The sequence below is a fragment of the Ideonella flava genome (assembly GCF_051857595.1).
GTDB lineage: Bacteria > Pseudomonadota > Gammaproteobacteria > Burkholderiales > Burkholderiaceae_C > Ideonella.
In genome coordinates, this window is the sequence record NZ_JBPZHD010000015.1 from 119,446 (window position 1) to 140,883 (window position 21,438).

A 21,438-nucleotide genomic window follows, 5' to 3' on the forward strand; every position below is an offset into this window, starting at 1 on the left:
CATCAGGCGGCTTGCAGGCGCTGCAGGCCCAAGGCGAGGTCGGCGATGAGGTCGTCGGTGCCCTCCAGCCCGATGGACAGGCGCACCAGCGTGCCCGCGTAGGGGCTGCCCAGCTGGCGCAGCCGCGTGCTCGCCTGGTAGGGCACCGCCAGGCTCACCGGCCCACCCCAGCTCCAGCCGATGCGGAACAGTGCCAGGCCCTCGATGAAGGCATCGACGCGCGCCGGCTCCACGGCCGGGTCGAACTCCAGCGTCATCAAGCCGGCGGCCGCACGGCAGACACTGGCCCAGTGCTCGTGCCCCGGGGAGCCCGGCAGGGCCGGGTGCAGCACGCGGCGGATGAGCGGCCGCTGGCCCGCAGCCCACTCGGCGATCCGCCGGGCCGAGGCATCCTGAGATGCGTAGCGCAACGGGAGTGTCGGCAGCGCACGCAGGACGGCCTCGGCATCGTTGGCGCCTACGCCCAGACCGAGGCGGCTGTGCGTCATGGCCAGTCGCTGGTAGAGCGCCTGGTCGCGGCAGGCGATCGAGCCCATCAGCAGGTCGCCACCGCCCGAGGGGTACTTGGTCAGCGCGTGGATGGTGAGGTCCACCCCCAGCTCGAAGGCATCGAAGGCCAGCCCCGCGCCCCAGGTGTTGTCCAGCGCGATGACGGCCTGCGGCGCAGCTTCGCGCACGGTGCGCACCAGCGCCGGCAGGTCCGGGAACTCCATCGTCACCGAGCCCGGGGCCTCCAGCCAGACCAGTTTCACATCCGGGCCGAGGGCCTGCAGCAGGGACTCCGGCTGCATCGCGTCGTACACCTTGTGGGAGATGCCCCACCGCGCCAGTTCGTGGCGCGCGAACTCCTTGCTGGGGTTGTAGACGTTGTCGGGCAGCAGCACGGCGTCACCGCTGGACAGCAGCGCCATGTTCACGTTGGTCAGCGCCGACAGGCCGCTCGGAGCCAGCAGCACATGCTTGGCCCCTTCCAGCGTGGCCAGCCGCTCCTCCAGGGTGAAGGTGGTGGGCGTGCCATGCAGGCCGTAGGTGTAGGCCTGCTTGTCGAGCCAATGCTGGCTGCGCAGCGCCGCGACGCTGGGGAAGAAGACGGTGGAGGCCTTGCAGACCGGCACGGCCGGCGATGCAAAGCCCTCGGGCGGGCGGTATGGATGGTGGATCAGGCCGGTGGCCGGTGAGCAGTCCTTCTTTGCACTCATAGGGGCTGGCCCACCAGGTCGTGCCCTTCCGCGGCAACGATCCGGGCCTTGGCGAATTCACCGGCACGCAGCTGGGTCGAGGCCTTGAGCGGCGGCAGCAGGCGCACCGTACCGTCGATCTCGGGCGCATCGGCATACGAGCGCCCGACGCCACCCTTGCGGCCGAGCGCCGGCGCATGATCGACCAGCACCTGCATGGTCGCGCCCACGCGGCGTGCCAGGCGAGCGATCGACACCTCCTCCGCCACCGCCATGAATCGCGCGCGCCGCTCCTCGCGCAGTTCGTCCGGCAGCGCGCCGGGCAACTCGTTCGCCGCCGCGCCGGTCACCGGCGAGTAGGCGAAGCAGCCCGCACGGTCGATGGCCGCCTCGCGCATGAACTGCAGGAGGTGGTCGAACTCGCCTTCCGTCTCGCCCGGGAAGCCGGCGATGAAGGTCGAGCGAATGACCAGCTCGGGGCACATCTCTCGCCACTTCTGGATGCGCTCCAGGTTGCGCTCGCCGCTGGCCGGGCGCTTCATGCGCTTGAGCACATCGGGGTGCGAATGCTGGAAGGGCACGTCCAGGTAGGGCAGCACCAGCCCCTCGGCCATCAGCGGGATCACCTCGTCGACGTGCGGATAGGGGTAGACATAGTGCAGGCGCACCCAGGCGCCGTGAGCCTTGGCCAGCTCGCCCAGCTGGGCCACGAGATCGAGCATGCGGGTCTTGACCGGCTTGCCGTCCCAGAAGCCCGTGCGGTATTTCACGTCCACGCCGTAGGCCGAGGTGTCCTGGCTCACCACCAGGAGCTCCTTCACGCCGCCCTCGAACAGCGCCCTCGCCTCCTTCAGCACGTCGCCCACCGGCCGCGAGACCAGGTCGCCGCGCATGCTGGGGATGATGCAGAAGGTGCAGCGGTGGTTGCAGCCCTCGCTGATCTTCAGGTAGGCGTAGTGCCTGGGCGTGAGCTTGATGCCGGCCGCGGGCACCAGGTCGACGAAGGGATCGTGCGGCTTGGGCACGTGCACGTGCACCGCGTCCATCACCTCCTGCGTGGCGTGCGGGCCGGTCACGGCCAGCACCTTGGGATGGATCTGCTTGACCAGGTTGCCGCCACCATCGCCCTGCTTGGCGCCCAGGCAACCGGTGACGATGACCTTGCCGTTCTCGGCCAGGGCCTCGCCGATGGTGTCCAGGCTTTCCTTCACCGCGTCGTCGATGAAGCCGCAGGTGTTGACGATCACCAGGTCGGCCCCCTGGTAGGTCTTGGCGGTCTGGTAGCCCTCGGCGGAGAGCTGGGTCAGGATGAGTTCGGAATCGGTGAGGGCCTTGGGGCAGCCCAGGCTCACGAAGCCAATGGTCGGCGCGGGCTTGTCGGCGCCCAGCGCGGTGGGGTCAGCGGTCATCCCGCGATTGTCGCAAACCGGCATCGGCCCGCCCGGGCTGCCGGGGCAAGGCCTACTTCTGCGGCGGCGCGGGGAAGCCGGGGAACAAGCCGCCCGACTGCTTCTGCATCTGCTCCTGCATCTGCACGAAGAGGTTCTTGGACTGTTCCAGGTAGTTGCCCATCAGCCCTTGCATCATCGGAGCCTGGCCGCTCATGAACTGGGCCCACATCTCGGGCGTGAAGGCCTTGGGGTCGTACAGCCCGCGGGCCTGCTCGGCCATTCGGGTCTGCATCTCGACGAAGGTCTGCAGGTTCTTCTCGAGGTAGGAGCCCATCATCCCCTGCATGGCGTGGCCGTAGAAGCGGATGATCTGCTCCAGCATGGTGGCGGTGAACATCGGCGCGCCGCCGGTTTCCTCTTCCAGGATGATCTGCAGCAGGATGCTGCGGGTGAGGTCGTCGCCGGTCTTGGCATCGCGCACCTCGAAGGCCACGCCATCGAGAACCATCTGCTTCACGTCCGCCAGGGTGATGTAGGTGCTGGCGCTGGTGTCGTAGAGGCGGCGGTTCGGGTACTTCTTGAGCACCCGCAGGGGCGGGGGCGCGGTGATCGCGGCACCGGGCTCGGGCCGTCGGGCGGATGGCATCGGGTGGGGCTCCTTGTGCGCCGCGGCACATGGGAAAGTTGTGCAACTGCACAACGATTCTAGGTGCGCGGTCCGCGATGCCCCCCGCGGGGATTCACTGTCAGGGCAGCCCCGAACGCCGCCCCGGCGCCGGCGGGTCAGCCGGCCGGTTGGTCCTGGGCGTCGAGCTGCGCGATCTCATCGGCCGTGAACACGCGCGAGCGGGTGTGGAAGGCCTTGCCTTCGGGACCCTCGAGCGAAAAGGTGCCGCCATGGCCCTCGATCACGTCGATGATGAGCTGGGTGTGCCGCCAGTACTGGTACTGCGCCTTCCCGATGTAGAACGGGCAGCCGCCGATGTCGCCCAGGTACACGTCGCCAGCCCCGGTGGTGATCTCGCCGAGCAGGTAGCAATTCGCCGCGCTGTTGTCGCAGCAGCCGCCGCTCTGGTGGAACATCAGGCCCGGACCGTGCCGGGCCTTGAGGAACGCGATGAGCTCGAGCGCCGCCGGGGTGGCGATGACCTTCTCGATCATGGGAATCTTTCATGGTCCGAATGAGAAAAAGGGAGGCGGTCGCCCGCCTCCCGTCGTCGTGGTGAACCTCGGCCCGCCGCTCAGAAGAAGCCCAGCTTGTTCTCGCTGTAGCTCACCAGCAGGTTCTTGGTCTGCTGGTAGTGGTCCAGCATCATCTTGTGGGTCTCGCGACCGATGCCCGATTCCTTGTAGCCGCCGAAGGCGGCGTGTGCCGGATAGGCGTGGTAGCAGTTGGTCCACACGCGACCGGCCTTGATGGCCCGGCCCATGCGGTAGGCCACGTTGCCGTTGCGGCTCCAGACCCCGGCGCCCAGGCCGTACAGCGTGTCGTTGGCAATCTCGAGCGCCTCGGCCTCGTCCTTGAATGTGGTCACGGCCAGCACCGGGCCGAAGATCTCCTCCTGGAAGATGCGCATCTTGTTGTGGCCCTTGAAAAGCGTGGGCTGCACGTAGTAGCCGCCTTCGAGTTCACCGCCGAGCTTGGCCTGGCTGCCGCCGCAAAGCAGTTCCGCGCCCTCCTGCTTGCCCAGGTCGAGGTAGGACAGGATCTTGGTCAGCTGCTCCTTGGACGCCTGCGCGCCGATCATGGTGTCGGTGTCGAGCGGGTTGCCCTGCTTGATCGCCGCCACGCGCTTGAGGACCCGCGCCATGAACTGGTCGTAGATGCTCTCGTGGATCACCGCACGGCTCGGGCAGGTGCAGACCTCCCCCTGGTTGAAGGCGAACAGCACCAGGCCCTCGATCGCCTTGTCGAGGAAGGCGTCGTCCTTGTCCATCACGTCGGCGAAGAAGATGTTGGGCGACTTGCCTCCGAGCTCCAGCGTGGCCGGGATCAGGTTGTTGGCCGCGGCCTGTGCGATCACGCGGCCGGTGGTGGTGGAGCCGGTGAAGGCGATCTTGGCGATGCGCTTGCTCGTGGCCAGCGGCATGCCGGCTTCACGGCCATAGCCGTTGACGATGTTCAGCACGCCCGCGGGCAGCAGGTCGGCGATCAGCTCGGCCAGCACCAGGATCGAGATCGGGGTGTTCTCGGCCGGCTTGAGCACCACCGCATTGCCCGCGGCCAGCGCCGGGGCCAGCTTCCAGGCGGCCATCAGGATGGGGAAGTTCCACGGGATGATCTGGCCGACCACGCCCAGGGGCTCGTGGATGTGATAGGCCATGGTGTTCTCGTCGATCTCGCTGATGCCGCCCTCCTGGGACCGCAGCGCGCCGGCGAAGTAGCGGAAGTGGTCCACCGTCAGCGGGATGTCGGCATTCAGCGTCTCGCGGATCGGCTTGCCGTTGTCCACCGTCTCGGCGTAGGCCAGCAGCTCGAGGTTCTGCTCGAGGCGGTCGGCGATCTTCAGCAGGATGTTGGACCGGGTCGCGGCATCGGTCTTGCCCCACTTGTCGGCGGCGGCGTGGGCGGCGTCCAGCGCCAGCTCGATGTCTTCGGCCGTGGAACGGGCGGCCATCGTGTAGGGCTTGCCCGTCGTGGGCGTGACCACGTTGAAATACTCGCCCTTGACCGGCGGCGTCCACTGCCCGCCGATGAAGTTGTCGTAGCGATCCTTGAAGGCGATCTTGGCGCCAGCGGCGCCGGGTGCAGCGTAGATCATGTGTCTCTTTCGGTCTGGTGGAACAGGTGGCTTTAGCCGTGCGGCCGACCGAGACAACCCAACTTCCGTGCCAGGCGCGCGACGTGGGCGATCGGCCCGCCGGGCCCAGGTTTACGCCTACCGGCTGCTCCCGCCGGAGACGCAACGCCCTGGTGTCATTGATCCGCTGTGTCACCTTGAAGCAGGCGTCTCGGTCGAACAAGCGCCGAGGGCATCAACCTTGAGGAACATCGGCTGCCGACTCGTGGAATCGAAGGCGGTGTCCCTCGCTTCGGGTGGTGGTCGGAACTTGAGCGCCCACGTGCACCGCGCTGCCACAGCGCGCGGCCAGGTCAGCCCGCAGCCTCGTGGCAAACCCGTAGCGCGAGCGCTGAATTCGGGGCCCGACCGTGGTTTGAGCGCCTGGCACGCCGCTGGCATCTGAGCGTCGAACACCTACGAGGTGATGCCGGCCCCCGTGCCGGCAGACCCAGCAGCTGCTGCTTGACCACGGCGGACAGCTGCCGGGCCTCGCCAGAGGCCCGAGGCGCGACAAGGCGCCACACCCCCTGTCCCGAACAACCACACCCAGGCGAGGAACGGGCCTGCGCGTGAGCGCGCGCAAGGCCCGCCACTTCAGCGCTCGAAATCCACCCAACCATCCATCGAGGAGACAGACCCATGCATTCAGCCACCCCCAGCCGCGTCCTTGTTCCGTTGGCGTTGTGCGCCATGGCCGGCCCGGCAGGCGCCGTCGACATCAAGGCCGGAGACTGGGACCTGTCGGTCGGCGGCTTCATCAACGCCTATTACACGTATGCCGATTGCGACGGCAACCAGGCGATCACCGGTGTCGCCCTGGCCACGCAAGCGCTGGGATGCGGCGGACACGACAAGAGCACCGTCATCGGCAACGGCCTTTTGCCCAACGCGCTCATCGTCGGCGCCAAGAGCAAGCAGGCGGGCTACGACGTCGGCGCCACGCTGATGATCGGCGCCGCCGTCGCCACCGGCAGCTCCATCGCCAGCAACAGCGAGGTGGATGTCCGCCAGGGCTTCCTCACCGTCGGCCGTCCCGAGATGGGCACCTTCAAGCTCGGCCGCGACTACGGCATCTTCGGCGCCAACGCCATCCTCGCCGACATGACGCTGCTCGGCGTCGGCTTGCCCACCTCCGCCACGCAGCGCGGCCGCGTCTCGCTGGGCCACATCGGCGCCGGCTACAGCTACCTCGGCACCTATGGCGAGATCACCTACACCGCGCCCACCGCCAGCGGCTTCACCTTCAGCGGTGGCCTGTTCAGCCCGGTCAGCAATGGCGTCAACGCCCCCAGCGCCACCGAGCCGCAGTTGCAGGCCCAGCTGGCCTACGCGATGCCCGCGGGCAAGGTCTGGCTCGGCGCCAAGACCCAGAAGTTCGACGAGAGCGTGGCCGGGGCAGGAGACGACTTCCGCATGAGCGGCGTCGAGCTGGGCGGCAGCGTCGACTTCGGCGCCTTCTCGCTGCTGGCCAACGTGCAATCGGGCAAGGGCCTGGGCGTGCTTGCCGACGGCGACTCCGGCGACCGCAAGCAGACCGCCGTGCTGGTGCAGGCCACCTTCAAGGCGACCGCCGACCTCAAGCTCGGCCTGGGCTACGGGCAGACCAAGCTGAAGGACGGCGTCGCCACCGACCTGGACAAGAACGTCAGCCTGACGCTGGGCAGCTACTACAAGCTCACGCCCTCGTTGACCCTGGTGGGCGAACTCAACCGCACCGAATCCACCCCGGTGGTGGGCGACAAGGCGCGCCAGAACGGGGTTTCTCTCGGCGCCATCCTGTTCTTCTGAGACCCAACTCGCGCCCCGCGGCTGCGGGGCGCTGCCACGGCCGAGGCGCTCGCCCTGATCGAGCGCCTCGTAGCCGGCCTGGCGGCGGGCGCAGGATCAGGCAGCCCCTGCCCTTCCGTAAGCCTCGCGAAAGCACTGTCACCTTCCGGACCAGAGTTGTCCCGGATTGGGACAACCCTGTGCCCCGCACCAGGGATTCCTGCAGCTGACGCAGATCAATTCCAGGGCCTACGATGGCTTGTGCGTCGCTGTCCGGCCGCTACGCTTCGCAGCACCCGGCGGTCGCTACGCTTCGAAGGACCGGCGATACGCAAAAGGACCCGTGCGATGGTGAACTCTCTCCCGGCTCGCGACCCGACCACCCTGCCGGTGCCCGGGGACACATTGCATGCCGAGACCATCCTGCATTCGCACGAGCGCTGTGTCGCACGGGGCTTGTCCCGCATAGACCGGCCCGACCACGCCGGCCTGATCCGCTCCGATCTGGCCATAGCCCGCGAGCGCAACCTGCGCCTGCACCTGCATGCGGCGCCGGTGATGGAGCTGCTGCTGGAGCAGACCATGGCCAGCCAGAGCATGGTGCTGCTGACCGACGCGCAGGGCACCGTGCTGCACTCGGTGGGCCACGATTCCTTCCTGCAGAAGGCCTCCAAGGTGGCCCTGGCGCCGGGGGCGAACTGGTCGGAGTCCAGCAAGGGCACCAACGCCATCGGCACCGCGCTGGTCGATGAAATCCCGACCGTCGTGCATGCCGACGAGCACTACATGCATGCCAACGGCTTCCTCACCTGCTCGGCATCGCCCATCTTCGACCCGCGCGGCAACATGCTCGGGGTGCTGGATGTCTCGGGCGACCAGCACTCGTACCACATGCACACCATGGGGCTCGTCAAGATGTCGGCCCGCATGATCGAGAACCACTGGCTGACGGACGACTTCCGCCACGCCCTGAGGCTGCATTTCCACAGCCGGCCGGAGTTCATCGGCACCCTGATGGAAGGCATCGTCGCCGTCGGCCGCGACGGCAAGCTGCTGGGCGCCAACAGGAGCGCGCTCGACCAGCTCGGCCTGAGCGGTGCAGCCCTGCGCATGAACAGCGTCGCCACGCTTTTCTCGGTCACCGTCGGCGCGGTGGTCGACCATTTCCGTTCCCCCATCGCCCCGCCCATGGCCATGGTGCTGCCCAATGGCCAGCGCCTTCACATGCGCGCCGCCTTCAACTGGCCGACCTGGCACGCGCTGGGCAGCACGACAGTGGAGGCGGAGGAGGATCTGCCTCCCCCGTCGTCCTGCCCGCCGGTGGAGTCCGCCTACTTCTCGGCTGCGGCGAGACCCGCGCCGGGCATGACGTCGGGCAGCGCGCCGGGAGCCGCCAGCGGGCTGTCCGGCCTGCGCTACCTGCAGACGGGCGACCCGCAGATGGAAGCGGTCGTGACTAAGGTCCGCCGCGTGCTCAACCGGGACATCTCGGTGCTGGTGCTGGGCGAGACCGGAACGGGCAAGGAGCTGCTGGCCCGCGCCATCCACCAGGATTCCGACCGTGCCCGCCACGCCTTCGTCGCCGTCAACTGCGCCTCCATCCCCGAGAGCCTGATCGAAGCCGAGCTCTTCGGCTACGAGGACGGCGCCTTCACCGGCGCGAGGCGCAAGGGGGCGACCGGCAAGATCCTGCAGGCCAACGGCGGCACGCTGTTCCTGGACGAGATCGGCGACATGCCGCTCGCCCTGCAGGCCCGCCTGCTGCGCGTGTTGCAGGAGCGCCAGGTCACGCCGCTGGGCTCGGCGAAATCGGTGCCGGTCGATGTCGCCGTCATCAGCGCCACCCACCGCAACCTGCGCGAGATGATCAGCGGCCAGGGCTTCCGCGAAGACCTGTACTACCGCCTCAACGGCCTGGTGGTGCGCCTGCCCGCCCTGCGCGAGCGGACGGACCTGATGACCATCGTGCGGAAGATCCTGCGGGCCGAAACGAACGGGCGGCCGCTGGACCTGCACGCCGAGGTGGTCCAGCTGCTCCAGGGCTACCACTGGCCGGGCAACATCCGCCAGCTCACCAACGTGCTGCGCACCGCCGCCGTCATGGCCGGCAGCGACATGGTGATCACGCGTGCCCACCTGTCGGACGACTTCCTCGAGGACGCGCAGGAGGACCTGTCTGCGCCCGCGGTGGCCGTACCGGTGGCGTCGGCATCGGCACAAGCTGTCGCGCAACCGGTGGCGACACCCTCCGTGCCGCCTTCCTCCACCGAGCCCGATTCGGGTGCCGCCACGCTCGAGGAGCTCGAGCTGCGAACCATCCAGCGGGCGGTCGACGAGGCCGGCGGGAACATCTCCGTCGCCTCCCGGCGCCTGGGCATCAGCCGCAACACGATCTACCGCAAGCTGCGCTGGCAGGCCACGACGAGCCGGGGCTGAGAGTTTCCCCGAACTGACGCGCGGGGCACGCGTCTTGCAGTGCTGAGGGCATCTGCCACAACGTGGAGCGGCGAGCCAGCGGCCCATCGCTCGCAAGCCCTTCAGCGAAATGAAAATCCTCGTGCTCGGCTCCGCTGCCGCGGGAGGCTCGCCCCGCTGGAACTGCACTTGCCGCCAATGCGCCGGACTGCGTGACGGGACCTTGCGAGGTCGTCGCCGCACCCCCGGCTCGATCGCCGTCTCGGCCGACGGCGAAGGCTGGCTGCTCATCAACGCCTCGCCCGACCTGCCTCAGCAACTGCGCGACACGCCGGCCCTGCAGTCACCGTCCGGCTGCGGCGGCCCCCCGCCCATTCGCGCCATCCTCCTGACCGACGCCCGGCTGGACCACGTCGCCGGCCTGCTCAACCTGCGCGACGGCCCGCCCCTGGAGCTGTACTGCACCCCGCGGGTGTTCGAGGAGCTCACCGGCGAACTGGCCCTGCTGCCGGTGCTCGACCACTACTGCGGCGTGCGCTGGCACCTGCTGCCGATCTCGGGTGAACTCGGCGACGAGCAGGAGCCGGCCGCGCAGTCCAGCGCCGAGTTCCGCGTCCCCGGCTGCCCCGGCCTGCGCCTGCGTGCGATCGCCCTGCCCGGCTCCCCCCCGCCTCACTCGCCGCGGCGCGACGACCCTGCGGCCGGCGACTCCATCGGCGTCCTGATCGAGGACGAGGCCAGCGGCGAGCGCCTGTTCCACGCGCCGACGCTGGAAGGGGTGGGCCCGGTGGAGCGCGAATGGATGGCGCGCGCCCAGTGCATCCTGGTCGGCGGCCTGCACGCGCCGCTGAACGACCTGGCCACGCTCTCGGCCACGCGCAAGGTCCTCACCGAAGCCCAGCACGACCACCCTCTGCTGGACGAGGCCAGCGCCGAACGCCGCCAGCTCGCCGCGCACGGCATCGAGGTTGCGCACGACGGCATGGAGATCGAGCTGAGCTAGGAGGCAGCAGGCGGAGCAATGGCCGATGGCCATTGCCCCTGCGAACGTTTTGCTCCCCCGAAAGCCCGCCTCCAAGCGGGGGCTCCCGTCAGGTCGTCAACACCTCCCAGCCCTCCTCCGCGAGAACGCCACCAGCCAGACCGACGAAGGGCGCTGGCAACTCGTCACTCATGCTGGAGCCTCCCTCTCGGAGGGAGGCTGGAGGGAGCCCATTGCAGGCTGGAGCCCCCGCTTGGAGGGGGCTCGGGGGAGCCCAGCATGCGGCCAACGGCCATCCGCTGAGCTATCAGCTCAGCGGATTGCCACACCCCACGGCAACTTGCCCACGCGAATCTCGGCCAGCTTGATGTGCTTCAGGGCATCGACCACGGCGACGGTGCCCGAGCGGCCGCAGGCCACGTAGAGCTTGGCGCCGTCGGGCGACAACGCCATGTTCCAGGGGCGCTCGCCCACGGGCACCGTGGCCACGGTGGCCAGCGTCGTCGAGTCGATGACCGACACCGAGGCCGCGCCGCCGTTGGAGACAAAGATCCACTTGCCGTTGGGATGGACGGTCACGCCGTTGCTGCGCGAGCCGACCTTGGCCTTGTTGGCCACCTGCAGGGTGCGGGTGTCGATGACGTAGAGCTCGTCGGAGTTCTCGGCGGCCACGTAGGCCCTGGAGCCGTCGGGCGAGAAGCCGATGCCGCGCGGCCGCGCCCCGACCGCGATGCGGGCCACGTCCTGCCGCTTGGCGACGTCGATCACGTTGACCGCCTCGCCCTCCTCCGCACTGACGAACAGCAGCTTGCCGTCGGGCGAGAACACCACGTGCTCAGGGTTCTTGCCGGTCACCGGCACGACGAAGGCCTTGGTGTTGGTCGCCGTGTCGACGAAGGCGACGTCGTTGCTCTCCTCGATGGCCACCGCAGCCAGGCGCCCGTCCGGGGACAGGCCCACGCCCTCGGGCGACTCGCCCAGCGCCACCTCGCCGCTGGCCTGGCGCTTGACCAGGTCCACGATCACCAGCCGGTTGTTCGGCTGGTCGCTGACGTAGGCGCGCAGGCCGTCCTTGGAGATCACGGTGCCGCGGGGCTTCTTGCCGGCAGCGACCTCGGCCACGACCTGGTCGGTGGCGATGTCGATGATGCTCAGCGTGCCCGAGCCTTCGTTGGGCACGTAGGCGAAGGGGGCCGCCTGCGCATTGCCGGCGACGACCACGAGGCCGGCCGCCAGGGCCGCCGGCCACATGCGCTGGAACAGGCCGTCGCGACGCACGATCAGGTGCAGCAGCGCGAAGGCCACATGCCCCGCGATCAGCGCGCTGAAGGCCCAGCCCAGGGCCACGTGCATGCCGTTGAAGAAGTTGTAGACACCCGGCAGGTTGGGCCCCCACGGCTTGAGTGCGATGCCGAAGAACTTCACGCCGTGCTGGCTGAAGTTCGAGGCGATGTAGCCCGACAGCGGCATGAGCAGCATGCAGGCGTACAGGGCCCGGTGGCCCCACAGCGCGGCGCGGCGAGCGCGCTGCGCCATGCCGGCGGGCCACGGGGGCGGACGATGCGCGAGGCGCCACGCCAGGCGCAGCGCGATCAGCGCCAGCAGCACGAGCCCGAAGGATTTGTGCAGGTTGACCACCTGCCCTCGCGCCGGCGTGCCCTTGGGCGCCAGGTCGTCCAGCAGGAAGCCGAACACGATCTGCGCCAGCAGGGCCAGGCCGATGGCCCAGTGCAGGATCATCGCGACCCGGTCGTAACGGGCAGACCGCTCATCCATGAAGGCAACTCCTCGAGGCCGTGGGACCACTTTGCTTGAACCCCCGCGGGGGCGGGCTGGGCGCAGCCCGGCCCTGGGGGCGATCAGAAACTGTAGCTCGCGTTGAAGCCGGCCAGCCAGGTGCGCCCCGGCGCCGGTTCAAAGAAGCGGCCGTTGCCTTCATTGACGATCACCGAGCCCGCATAGTTCCGGTCGAAGAGGTTGTCCGCCCGCACGAAGCCATTGAAGGCCCACGGCCCGCGCTGCACGCGGTAGCCGACGCTCGCGCTGGCCATGCCGAAACCGGCCGCGGCGTCGCTGTTCAGGTCGTTCACCTTCACGTCGCTCAGGGCCCGGACCTCCACGCCCGCCTGCCAGCCTTCCGGCGGCGCCCAGCGCAAGGCGGCGTAGCCGGAGGTCCTGGCCACGCCGGGCAGCCGGTTCCCCGCGGGGATGACGAGCGTCGGCGTGTTGCAGGGGGGCGCGGCGCAGGTGGTGAAGCTCTCATCGTACTGGGCATCCAGCCAGGTCAGCGAGGCCTGGGCCTTCCAGTCGCTCGCGAGCTTGGCGGACCAGCCGATCTCCAGCCCGTCGCGCCGGGTCTTGCCCGCGTTCTGGAAGCTCGCGCGGCCGCCCAGGTTGGTCTGGGTGACGATCTCGTCGGTCGTCCGCACCATGAACAGCGCCGCGTTCAGGGCCTGGCCTTCCGCCGGCTTCCACTTCACCCCGAACTCGAGGTTGTCGCTGCGGGCGGCCTTGAGGTTGGTGTTGAGGCCGGCCGAGCCGTCGCTGCGGTAGGCCAGCTCGTTGAGCGTCGGCGTCTCGAAGCCGCGGCCGGCGGAGAGGTAGACGTGCAGCGTCTCGCTGGCCAGGTACATCACCGAGGCGACCGGCGTGGTGGCGCTGAAATCGGTGCTGCCGCTGTCGTCCCCGTTCGGGCCGACGATGTAGTGGTCGCGGCTTCTGACCTTGACCACGCTGTGGCGCACGCCTGCGTCGAAGCGCCAGTCGGCCCGCGGCCTGACCGTGGCCTGGACGTACTGGTCGAAGGCGGTGCTGCGGTTGTCCTCGTCCCGCCTCAGGCCGCCCTTGACGCCGAGGGTGTCGCCGATGAAGTTCTCGTAGCCGCGGCGATGCTCGTCCAGCCCGTCGAAGGAGACGCCGGCAACGACCGCATAAGGCATCAACGCGAAGCGCTGGTCCAGCGTCCAGCGCAGGTCGGCGCCGCTGTAGTCACGTGCCAGGTCGATCACGCCACCGGGGTGGGTCGGGCTGCCCTGCGGCCCGACCGGGATGGCCTGGAACTGCTCGGTGTGGCGGCTGCCGCCGTAGGCCATCAACTGCAGGCGCTGGCTCGCCCCGAGCGACTGCTCGTAGGTGGCGCCGAGCTGGGTCTGGTCGAAGGACTTGCGGGTGTTGAAGGCGAGCGCCACCGGATCGACGCTGCGCGGGTCGGCATCGAACTGGGCACGGGTCAGCCCCAGCGGATCCTGGGCTTCAGGCGTGTCCACGCTGTTGGCGACGACCGTGAGCTTGCTGCCGCCGCCTGCCGGTTGCCAGGTGAACTTGAGGTTGCCGATTTCGCGCCGGACCGCGCTGTGCACCCGATAGCCGTCGGTCTCGAAGTGGCTCACGTCGGCAAGGTAGCCGAACTCTCCCGCTGCGCCCTGCAGCTGCAGGTTGGCGCGCAGCGCCTGGTCGCTGCCGGCGGCGTAGCCGAAGTCCAGCGTGGGCGGGCCGCTGCCCTCGGCGCTGGTCACTTCGATCACGCCGCCCGAGGAGTTGCCGTACAGGGCCGAGAACGGGCCGCGCAGGATCTCTATGCGCTGGGCGCTGCTCAGGTCGACGTGCGAGACCTGGCCCTGGCCATCGGGCAGCGTGGCGGGGATGCCGTCGACGTAAAGCCGCACGCCGCGGATGCCGAAGGTCGAACGCGCGCCGAAGCCTCGCACCGAGACCTGCACGTCCTGCGCGTAGTTCTGCCGGTCTCGTGCGAGCAGGCCCGGCACGCCGCCCAGGCTCTCGGCGATGTTGGCTTGCAGCCGCGTGTCGCGGATCTGGTCGGCCTGCAGGCGATCGACCGAGGCCGGCACGTCGAAGGGCCGCTCCGACAGGCGCGTGCCGATGACCACGACGCTTTGCGTCTCGGCGTCCGGCGCAGGCGTGGGCGTCGGCGAGGCCGCCTGCTGGGCACCTGCGGCTACCGGCAACAAGGCGGGCAGCAAGGCCCGGAGGGAGGAAGCGAGGAAAGAGGCGGGTCGATTGTTCATGCTGTCGGCCGCCTGCGCGGCCCCGGGGCAGACCGGCTTGGCCGGCCTGCTTAAACCCCCGCGGGGGCGGACTGAGCGATGGCCCCGCCCTGGAGTGCTCAGAGGTGCCAGCTCACATGCTCGGCAGCGAAGATAGCCTGCAAGCGCCCGCTTGCCTGCAGGGTTTGCATGGCCTGTTGCAATGCCGCCGCGAGTTCGCCGGCGTCCTGCCTCACGGCGCAGCCGACGGCCCAGCCGTCGCGAGGGGCGCGGGGCGAGGGCAAGGGCTGAAGCACGAAGCGCGGATCGCCGGCCAGCACCGCCTCGAGCTCGGATGCCAGGCCCGAAGCGGCGTCGGCCTTGCCCTCGAGCAAGGCCTTGGCCGCCGCGGCGCCGTCCGGGAAGGCGGTGGTGAGGCGGTCTTTCAGGACGCCGCCCTCCGCCCCGGCGAGCAGCCAGCCCGGCAGGGACTGGCCCGCGACCGCCACCGCCAGGCCCTGCAGGTCGGCCAGGCTGTCGGCCCGGCTCAGCTTGCTCTTGTCGAGCGCCAGCACCACCCGTTCGCGGTAGTACGGCGCGACCACCTGCACCTGCGGATTGGCCTGCGTCAGCTGACGGTCCAGCGGCACGTGGAGCAGCACGTCGGCCGGGCCCCAGCCCAGGTAGTGGCCCTTCCAGACCATGTTGCGCAGGTCGTCGTTCATGTTCTCGCCCGCCTGGAAAGGCAGCGCGCTGAACTTCAGCCCCATCTCCTGGGCCAGCAGGCGGCCGAGCTCGACGTCGATGCCGCGCCCGTCGACGTGGAAGGGCGGCATCTCGTGGTAAAGGCCGACGACCAGGCTGCCGCGCTCGCGGATGCGATCGAGCCGTCCGCCGCTGCCTTGCGCCCGGGCCGCTGCCGGCCAGACACACGCGCCGGCGGCCGCTGCCAGCCAGCGCCGGCGCGAGACCGCCCTCGGCTCCGGGCCGATGTTCCGGTCGAGCAGCCCGGCCGAGCTGGAGCTGCCTGGGGCATCACATCGGCTTCTCACGCCGGGTCTCCAGGTAAGACTTGATGGCCCACATCGCTTCCTGGTTCAGCGTGCCCTCGAAGGGGGGCATGTAGACGGCGCCGTTGCGAGAGCGGCCGTTGCGCACCGTGGTGAGGAAGTACTGGTCGTTCTCCGTCACGCAGGCGTTGCGCTTCTTTTCGTCCTTCAATGAGACGCAGTCGTTGTCCAGGCGGCGCAGGTCGGGCGCGATGCCGCCGGAGATGGCCTCCAGCCCATGGCAGCGGGCGCAGTTCTGGTTGAAGGCCGAGGTGCCGATGCGCACGGCGGTCTCGCGAGGATTGCCCTGGTCGCGGAACGGGTTGAGCTCACGCCAAGCCTCGCCGAGGGTGGGCAGCTCGTGGGTGTCCACGGCCTGGGGCGTCACGTCTCCGTGGGCCATGGCCAAGGTGCAGGCGAGCAGGCCGGCGGCCAGGCTGGCCGCTCGCATTGCTTGTCTCCTCATGTCGGAACTCCTGGGTCAAGTGGATGGGCTTGGGGCGTGCCGACTGCAATGGGTATGCCACCTTTGCGTTCCCCGGCCTCGTACCGGGCTGGCTCAGGGAAAACATGCATCGGCCTGTCCCATATCAAGACAAGGTGACGCCTGTGACACCCAGGGTGGAGCGTGCCGTCGCATCCGCGCACAGGCGGCGACGTCGCAAACCCGGTGTCCGAAGCCGTGGCGGCCGCCTCCAGGCCAGGCACGGCCATTGCGTTCATTCCGCCCCATGCGCACCGCCAGTGCCTCCATGACACACCGCTGCAGGGCCATGCTGGTGGCTGCCTTCGTGTTCGCCTGGCTGAGCAGCCAGGCGCAGGCCGGGGTGATGACGCGCGAGCGCCTGCAGGAGCTCTTCCCGTCGCCTCTGATCCTGGGCGAGCGCGATGCCGCCCTGCCCGTCTGGCCCCTGTTCAAGCAGGAGGCCACCGCCACGGTGCTCGTGGCCTATGTCTTCGAGTCGATCGACCTGGCGCCGGTGCCCGGCTTCTCCGGCACGCCGATCAACCTGCTCGTGGCGCTCGACGCGCAGGGCAGCTTCCTGGACGTCCGGGTGCTGTCGCAGCACGAGCCGGTGTTCCTCGACGGGCTGGGCGAGGCACCACTGATGCGCTTCGTCCAGCAGTACCGCGGCCTGTCGCTCAAGCAGAGCATCAAGGTCGGCAGCGAACAGACGCGGGCCGCGCGCCAGACCAGCGCCACCGCGACCATCGACGGCGTGGCCAAGGCAACGGCTTCCGTGCGCATCCTCAACCAGAGCCTGCTGGCCGCCTCGCTGAAAGTCGCGCGCGCCCGGCTCGGCTATGCGGCCGGGCGCGATCCCGAGCTGGTCGCGCACCTGCGGACGGGTCCGCCACAACGCCTGGACTGGGCAGCTCTGCAGCGCATGGGCCTGGTGCAGCACGTGACCCTCAGCCGCGATGAGGTCGAGCGAGCGTTCGCGGGCACGGCGGTCGAAGGCCAGGGCGTCTCCGGCGACGGCCCCTACATGGAATTCTGGCTGGCCCACCTGGGCGTGCCGAGCGCCGGCCTGAGCCTGCTCGGCGACGGCGGCTGGGCCCATCTGCAAAGCCGGCTCGACAACGGTGACCATGCCCTTCTCGTCGTTGCCCGCGGCGCCGACAGCTTCGTCGGCGAAAGCTTCGTGCGCGGCGCCGTGCCCGATCGGCTCACCCTGCGCCAGGGGGAGTTGCCGCTGGAGCTGCGCGACCTCGATCTCGACGACCCGCTCGCGCTTCCCCCCGAGCTGGCTGGCGCCGAGTCCAAGGTGTTCCGGGTCATCGGACCGGCCGGGCTGGACCCTTCCCAGCCGCTGAGCTTCGGCTTCCGGGTGACCCGCAGCAAGGGCATCGTCTATCCCGAAAGGGTCAGCCGCGACTTTGCGCTGGCCTACAGCGTGCCTTCGGACCATGTCGAACCGGCGACCGGCGATGCCAAGTCCTGGCGCGGGATCTGGGCCTCGCGGGCGACCGAACTGGCAGTCCTCGGCTTCGCGCTGGCGGCACTGGCGATCGTACTGGCGCGCCCCTCGTGGCTGGTGGCCGACGCTCGGCGACTGGCGTGGTTTCGCAATGGCTTCGCCGTCTTCACGCTGGCCTTCATCGGCTGGTTCGCCCAGGGGCAGCTGTCCATCGTCAACCTGACGGCCCTGGTTCAGGCCGTCCGCGCCGGCCGCTCGCTCGAGTTCTTCCTCTATGACCCGGTGACGCTGGTGCTGTGGGGCGTCGTCCTGCTGACGCTGCTCGTCTGGGGGCGCGGTACTTTCTGCGGGTGGCTGTGTCCCTTCGGCGCGCTGCAGGAACTGGTCGCGCAGGCCGCGTCTGCCTTGCGCCTGCCGCGCTGGCGTTTGCACCGCAAGACCGATCGCGCGCTCAAAGGCCTGAAGTACGTGGTGCTGGCGGTCCTGCTGGGCAGCGCGCTGATGCCGGGCGGCCCGACCGATACGCTGGTCGAGGTCGAACCGTTCAAGACCGCCATCACGCTGGGCTTCGGTCGCGCCTGGCCCTTCGTCCTCTGGGCCGCAGGCCTCGTGCTGGCCAGCGCGTTCGTCTACAAGGCCTATTGCCGCTACCTCTGCCCGCTGGGCGCCGGACTGGCCCTGCTCGGCCGGCTGCGCCGCTGGGACTGGATCGCCCGCCGCGCCGAGTGCGGCACGCCATGCCAGACCTGCCGCCATCGCTGCGCCTACCAGGCCATCGACCCGCGCGGCCGCGTCGACTATGCCGAGTGCTTCCAGTGCCTGGACTGCGTGGCCATCCATGCCGACCCGCGCCGCTGCGCGCCCTTGATCGCCCAGGGGCGGGACGATCGACGGGTCTTCATCCTCCGCCCCGTACCTATGGAGCCCACGCCATGAAACGACGGCAAGTGCTGTACGCCGCCATGGGGCAAGGACTGATGAGCGCCACCTCTTTGCAAGCAGCTCCCTCCCCTTCCGCGCCGCTTGTGTGGCGACGGCGTGACTGGCTGGGCTTCGGCACCATGCTGTCGATGCGTGCCGGCGGCGAGGATGAAGCCCAGCTGGAGCGCGCCCTCGACGCCAGCGTGGCGGCCGTGCGGCTGATCGAATCGCAGATGAGCCTGTTCGACCCGGGCAGCGCGCTCTCGCGCCTGAACCGCGACGGCGAGCTGCGCGATCCCCCGGGCGACCTGCTGGCCGTGCTGCGCCTGGCCCAATGGGTGGCGCGCCAGAGCGGCGGCGCCTTCGACGCCACGGTGCAGCCGCTGTGGGAGCTGTTCGACGCCGCCCGCCACGAGGGCCGCCTGCCGCGGGCCGCCGAGGTCGCGGCAGCCCGGGAAAAGGTCGACTGGCGCGCCGTGAACATCGAGCCAGGCCGGGTCCGCTTCGGCCGCCCGGGCATGGGCATCACGCTCAACGGCGTGGCCCAGGGCTATGCCTGCGACAGGGTGCGCGACGTGCTGCGCGCCCACGACGTCCGCCACGCCCTCATCGACACCGGCGAACTGGCGCCCATGGGCCACAACGCCGAGGCGACGCCCTGGAGACTCGGCCTGGTCGACCCGCGCGACGAGCACGCGCTCATGGCCCGGGTGCTGGCCGATGGCCGCTGCGTGGCCACCTCCGCCGACGAGCCCAGCAGCTTCTCGTCCGATCACCGCCACCACCACATCTTCGACCCGGCCAGCGGCTACTCGCCTCCGGGCTTCGCCAGCGTCACGGTGGCCGCGCGCAGCGGTGCCCTGGCCGATGCCCTGACCAAGGTGATGTTCGTCGCGGGGCCGGCTCACGTGGCCGAACTCGCCCAGCGCTGGCAGGTCGACGTGTTGTGGGTCGACAAGCACGGCCACCAAGGCGCCACGGCGGGCTGGAACCTCGCGTCCTGAGGGGCGCCCGGGGGACGGCCTCTAGGGAACAACCCGCGGCTGTAACAGCCGCACCTCGCAGGAGGAACGCGCTAAGCTTTTGACGTCCAGGGAGCAGCGAGAACAGTGCGACGGGTGGTGCGTACATGCCCGATCAGGCCTCGAGAAGCGTCCCGGTCCTGCTGTCCAATGCCGTCCCCACGGCGGCCGAGCAACGGCTCGCCCTGGCGGTCGTGCTGCTGTCCACGCTGGCCTTCGCGGCGGCCGCGCCCTACGCGAAAACCCCGCTCGCGCCCCAGCCGGTCTTCGTCGCCGTCTACCAGTCGGCGCTGGCCATCAACGACGCCCTCACGGCCGTGCTGCTCCTCGGGCTGTTCGGGTTGATGCGCACGCGCGCGCTGCTGCTGCTCGGCGGCGCCTATCTCTTCACTGGCCTGGTCGCGCTGGTCCACGCCCTGAGCTTCCCCGGCCTGTTCGCCGCCAACGGCCTGCTGGGGGCGGGGACGCAGACCACCGCCTGGCTCTACATGCTCTGGCACGGCGCCTTTCCGACCGCTGTCATCGGCTATGTGCTGCTCGGCCAGGATCGGGCGGGACTTGCGTGGCGCACCGACGTGGTCGTCGCGCTGACCGCAGCGGCTGCCGCCTTGCTGGTGGCCGCCTTCACCCTGCTCACCACCGCGGGCGAGCGCTGGTTGCCGGCGATCATGGATGGCCACCACTACACGCCGTCGATGCTCACCGTGGTGACGATGGTCTGGTCGACCAGCGCGGTGGCTGCGGCCACGATGTGGCGCCACCGTGGCCGTTCGGTGCTCGACCTGTGGCTCTTCGTCTCGATGTGCGCGTGGGTGTTCGACATCGGCCTGAGCGCCGTGTTCAACGCCGGCCGCTTCGACCTCGGCTTCTACGCCGGCCGGCTGTACGGCCTGCTGGCTTCCTGCCTCGTCCTCGTCACGCTGCTGACGCAGACGCTGCGCCTGTACGGCCAGCTTGCCGCCGCCAACGACACCCTTAGGGACCTCGCCGAGCGGGACGGCCTGACGGGCCTTTTCAACCGCCGGCACTTCGATCTCGCGCTGCGATCCGAGCTGCTGCGCAACGCGCGCGAGCAGCGGCCACTGTCGCTGCTGTTGGTGGATGTGGACCACTTCAAGCACTTCAACGACACCCACGGCCATCTGGCCGGCGACACCTGCCTGTGCACGGTGGCGCGTTGCGTCGGGCGATGCGTCGGCCGGCCGGCGGACCTGGCGGCACGCTTCGGCGGCGAAGAGTTCGCGGTCCTGCTGCCCTGCACCGACGCCCCGGGCGCGCTGCGCGTGGCCGAGCAGGTGCGCACCGCGGTCGCCGCGAATGCCGCGCAAAACGGCACGCCGGTCACGGTGAGCATCGGTGCCGTCACCCTGTGGCCGCACCCCGGCACGCAGCCGGACGAGGCCATCGCCGCGGCCGACAGCGCGCTCTATGAAGCCAAGGCCGCCGGCCGCAACCGCGTGGCTCGCCGCCTGTCGGCGGATGCCGGCTTGAACACCCTCGCCGCCTGATCCGGCCCGACTTCGAACAGGCGCTCCGCAGGAGCTGCCCCTCGAGCGCGCGCAGTGCCGCTCCCTACCAGGGCGTGCGCGGCCACGGCAACTCCGCGTTCTCACCGCGCCAGCGGCGTATGGCTGAACTCATAGGCAGAGTTGCGGCCTACGGTATCCGGTACCGCGACGCGCACGCCCCGAATCCCCCCGCCTGCCGCCCGGACCAGCTCCCAATCCGCCACACCGCTGAACGGATTCGCATAGAACTGACGAAGGTGCCTTCGCGTGAACGCGAACCGTCTGTCCTCCAGCAAGTCCTCCAACGCCGTCGGATACGTTTTAACTTGACCAGGGGAGTTCTCGTAGTAACTGCCGATCGCCTGCACGTACTGCTGCCCGACCCACTCTAGTTGTTCCATGCGCTGACGCCGGGCGGTCGTCACCCAGACCTCCGATGCAGCCACCATCCCGATGCCGAGCAGCGCAATGGCCAGCAGCAGGCCCAGGTAGGTGAATCCGCGCTGCGCTCCCATCG

16 protein-coding genes are annotated in these 21,438 nt (G+C 69.6%); 6 read left to right on the top strand and 10 right to left on the bottom strand.

Annotated features, from left to right (window positions below; genetic code table 11):
- Nucleotides 1-2: 2 nt before the first annotated feature.
- The 5 genes from ACS5PM_RS28410 to adh all read right to left on the bottom strand — a co-directional run bounded on the left by ACS5PM_RS28410 (nt 3) and on the right by adh (nt 5,331).
- Nucleotides 3-1,199, bottom strand: a complete 1,197-nt coding sequence (locus ACS5PM_RS28410; RefSeq protein ID WP_439391290.1) for a PLP-dependent transferase — start codon at nt 1,197-1,199, stop codon at nt 3-5.
- Entirely contained in the window at nt 1,196-2,587 is a 1,392-nt protein-coding gene (rimO, locus tag ACS5PM_RS28415) for a 30S ribosomal protein S12 methylthiotransferase RimO (RefSeq protein ID WP_439391291.1), read from the bottom strand. The genes ACS5PM_RS28410 and rimO overlap by 4 nt, the downstream gene beginning before the upstream one ends.
- A 52-nt stretch (nt 2,588-2,639) precedes the next feature.
- Nucleotides 2,640-3,215 (bottom strand): polyhydroxyalkanoate synthesis repressor PhaR, encoded by a 576-nt coding sequence (gene phaR / locus ACS5PM_RS28420; protein WP_439391292.1) that lies wholly within the window; start codon nt 3,213-3,215, stop codon nt 2,640-2,642.
- Nucleotides 3,216-3,352: 137 nt separating this feature from the next.
- Complete coding sequence (locus ACS5PM_RS28425) at nt 3,353-3,730, bottom strand: DUF779 domain-containing protein (RefSeq protein ID WP_439391293.1); 378 nt, start codon at nt 3,728-3,730, stop codon at nt 3,353-3,355.
- Between the two features lie 80 nt (nt 3,731-3,810).
- Nucleotides 3,811-5,331 (bottom strand): aldehyde dehydrogenase, encoded by a 1,521-nt coding sequence (adh, locus tag ACS5PM_RS28430; protein WP_439391294.1) that lies wholly within the window; start codon nt 5,329-5,331, stop codon nt 3,811-3,813.
- A 660-nt stretch (nt 5,332-5,991) separates the two neighbouring features.
- On the opposite strand from adh, the gene ACS5PM_RS28435 reads away from it, so the two are divergent.
- The 3 genes from ACS5PM_RS28435 (at nt 5,992) to ACS5PM_RS28445 (ending at nt 10,537) form a co-directional block, all read left to right on the top strand.
- Nucleotides 5,992-7,140 (top strand): porin, encoded by a 1,149-nt coding sequence (locus ACS5PM_RS28435; RefSeq protein ID WP_439391295.1) that lies wholly within the window; start codon nt 5,992-5,994, stop codon nt 7,138-7,140.
- A gap of 327 nt (nt 7,141-7,467) precedes the next feature.
- On the top strand, nt 7,468-9,555 hold the full coding sequence (locus ACS5PM_RS28440) for a sigma-54-dependent Fis family transcriptional regulator (RefSeq protein ID WP_439391296.1): 2,088 nt from the start codon (nt 7,468-7,470) through the stop codon (nt 9,553-9,555).
- A gap of 109 nt (nt 9,556-9,664) precedes the next feature.
- Nucleotides 9,665-10,537 (top strand): MBL fold metallo-hydrolase, encoded by an 873-nt coding sequence (locus ACS5PM_RS28445; protein ID WP_439391298.1) that lies wholly within the window; start codon nt 9,665-9,667, stop codon nt 10,535-10,537.
- A 291-nt stretch (nt 10,538-10,828) separates the two neighbouring features.
- Here the strand turns inward: ACS5PM_RS28445 and ACS5PM_RS28450 are convergent, their stop codons facing one another.
- The 4 genes from ACS5PM_RS28450 to pedF form a co-directional block, all read right to left on the bottom strand.
- Nucleotides 10,829-12,292, bottom strand: a complete 1,464-nt coding sequence (locus tag ACS5PM_RS28450; RefSeq protein ID WP_439391300.1) for a cytochrome b/b6 domain-containing protein — start codon at nt 12,290-12,292, stop codon at nt 10,829-10,831.
- A gap of 83 nt (nt 12,293-12,375) precedes the next feature.
- The gene (locus ACS5PM_RS28455; protein WP_439391301.1) at nt 12,376-14,541 is read right to left on the bottom strand and encodes a TonB-dependent receptor family protein; all 2,166 of its coding nucleotides are present in this window, start codon (nt 14,539-14,541) and stop codon (nt 12,376-12,378) included.
- A gap of 98 nt (nt 14,542-14,639) precedes the next feature.
- On the bottom strand, nt 14,640-15,551 hold the full coding sequence (locus tag ACS5PM_RS28460; RefSeq protein WP_439391302.1) for a substrate-binding periplasmic protein: 912 nt from the start codon (nt 15,549-15,551) through the stop codon (nt 14,640-14,642).
- Nucleotides 15,535-16,014 carry a cytochrome c-550 PedF gene (gene pedF / locus ACS5PM_RS28465; protein WP_439391303.1) on the bottom strand — a complete coding sequence of 160 codons (480 nt, stop codon included), beginning with the start codon at nt 16,012-16,014 and terminating at the stop codon, nt 15,535-15,537. The genes ACS5PM_RS28460 and pedF overlap by 17 nt, the downstream gene beginning before the upstream one ends.
- Nucleotides 16,015-16,300: 286 nt before the next feature.
- Here pedF and ACS5PM_RS28470 point away from each other — a divergent pair, with 286 nt between their 5' ends.
- From ACS5PM_RS28470 to ACS5PM_RS28480, 3 genes are all read left to right on the top strand, one after another.
- Entirely contained in the window at nt 16,301-18,406 is a 2,106-nt protein-coding gene (locus tag ACS5PM_RS28470; protein ID WP_439391304.1) for a 4Fe-4S binding protein, read from the top strand.
- Nucleotides 18,403-19,395, top strand: coding sequence for an FAD:protein FMN transferase (locus ACS5PM_RS28475; protein WP_439391305.1), 993 nt, complete (start codon nt 18,403-18,405; stop codon nt 19,393-19,395). Before ACS5PM_RS28470 ends, ACS5PM_RS28475 begins: the two co-directional genes overlap by 4 nt.
- A 125-nt stretch (nt 19,396-19,520) precedes the next feature.
- On the top strand, nt 19,521-20,921 hold the full coding sequence (locus ACS5PM_RS28480; RefSeq protein ID WP_439391306.1) for a sensor domain-containing diguanylate cyclase: 1,401 nt from the start codon (nt 19,521-19,523) through the stop codon (nt 20,919-20,921).
- Nucleotides 20,922-21,022: 101 nt separating this feature from the next.
- Here ACS5PM_RS28480 and ACS5PM_RS28485 read toward each other — a convergent pair whose 3' ends face one another.
- Nucleotides 21,023-21,436 carry a type II secretion system protein gene (locus ACS5PM_RS28485; protein WP_439391307.1) on the bottom strand — a complete coding sequence of 138 codons (414 nt, stop codon included), beginning with the start codon at nt 21,434-21,436 and terminating at the stop codon, nt 21,023-21,025.
- Nucleotides 21,437-21,438: the final 2 nt, after the last annotated feature.

What these genes read in the sequence shown, in the direction of transcription:
- ACS5PM_RS28425 (WP_439391293.1), bottom strand. Translation starts at nt 3,730, where the DNA reads ATGATCGAGAAGGTCATCGCCACCCCGGCGGCGCTCGAGCTCATCGCG.
- rimO (WP_439391291.1), bottom strand. Translation starts at nt 2,587, where the DNA reads ATGACCGCTGACCCCACCGCGCTGGGCGCCGACAAGCCCGCGCCGACC.
- ACS5PM_RS28445 (WP_439391298.1), top strand. Translation starts at nt 9,665, where the DNA reads ATGAAAATCCTCGTGCTCGGCTCCGCTGCCGCGGGAGGCTCGCCCCGC.
- ACS5PM_RS28470 (WP_439391304.1), top strand. Translation starts at nt 16,301, where the DNA reads ATGACACACCGCTGCAGGGCCATGCTGGTGGCTGCCTTCGTGTTCGCC.
- ACS5PM_RS28435 (WP_439391295.1), top strand. Translation starts at nt 5,992, where the DNA reads ATGCATTCAGCCACCCCCAGCCGCGTCCTTGTTCCGTTGGCGTTGTGC.
- ACS5PM_RS28450 (WP_439391300.1), bottom strand. Translation starts at nt 12,292, where the DNA reads ATGGATGAGCGGTCTGCCCGTTACGACCGGGTCGCGATGATCCTGCAC.
- ACS5PM_RS28485 (WP_439391307.1), bottom strand. Translation starts at nt 21,436, where the DNA reads ATGGGAGCGCAGCGCGGATTCACCTACCTGGGCCTGCTGCTGGCCATT.
- phaR (WP_439391292.1), bottom strand. Translation starts at nt 3,215, where the DNA reads ATGCCATCCGCCCGACGGCCCGAGCCCGGTGCCGCGATCACCGCGCCC.
- ACS5PM_RS28475 (WP_439391305.1), top strand. Translation starts at nt 18,403, where the DNA reads ATGAAACGACGGCAAGTGCTGTACGCCGCCATGGGGCAAGGACTGATG.
- ACS5PM_RS28440 (WP_439391296.1), top strand. Translation starts at nt 7,468, where the DNA reads ATGGTGAACTCTCTCCCGGCTCGCGACCCGACCACCCTGCCGGTGCCC.
- ACS5PM_RS28455 (WP_439391301.1), bottom strand. Translation starts at nt 14,541, where the DNA reads ATGAACAATCGACCCGCCTCTTTCCTCGCTTCCTCCCTCCGGGCCTTG.
- ACS5PM_RS28480 (WP_439391306.1), top strand. Translation starts at nt 19,521, where the DNA reads ATGCCCGATCAGGCCTCGAGAAGCGTCCCGGTCCTGCTGTCCAATGCC.
- adh (WP_439391294.1), bottom strand. Translation starts at nt 5,331, where the DNA reads ATGATCTACGCTGCACCCGGCGCCGCTGGCGCCAAGATCGCCTTCAAG.
- pedF (WP_439391303.1), bottom strand. Translation starts at nt 16,014, where the DNA reads ATGAGGAGACAAGCAATGCGAGCGGCCAGCCTGGCCGCCGGCCTGCTC.
- ACS5PM_RS28410 (WP_439391290.1), bottom strand. Translation starts at nt 1,199, where the DNA reads ATGAGTGCAAAGAAGGACTGCTCACCGGCCACCGGCCTGATCCACCAT.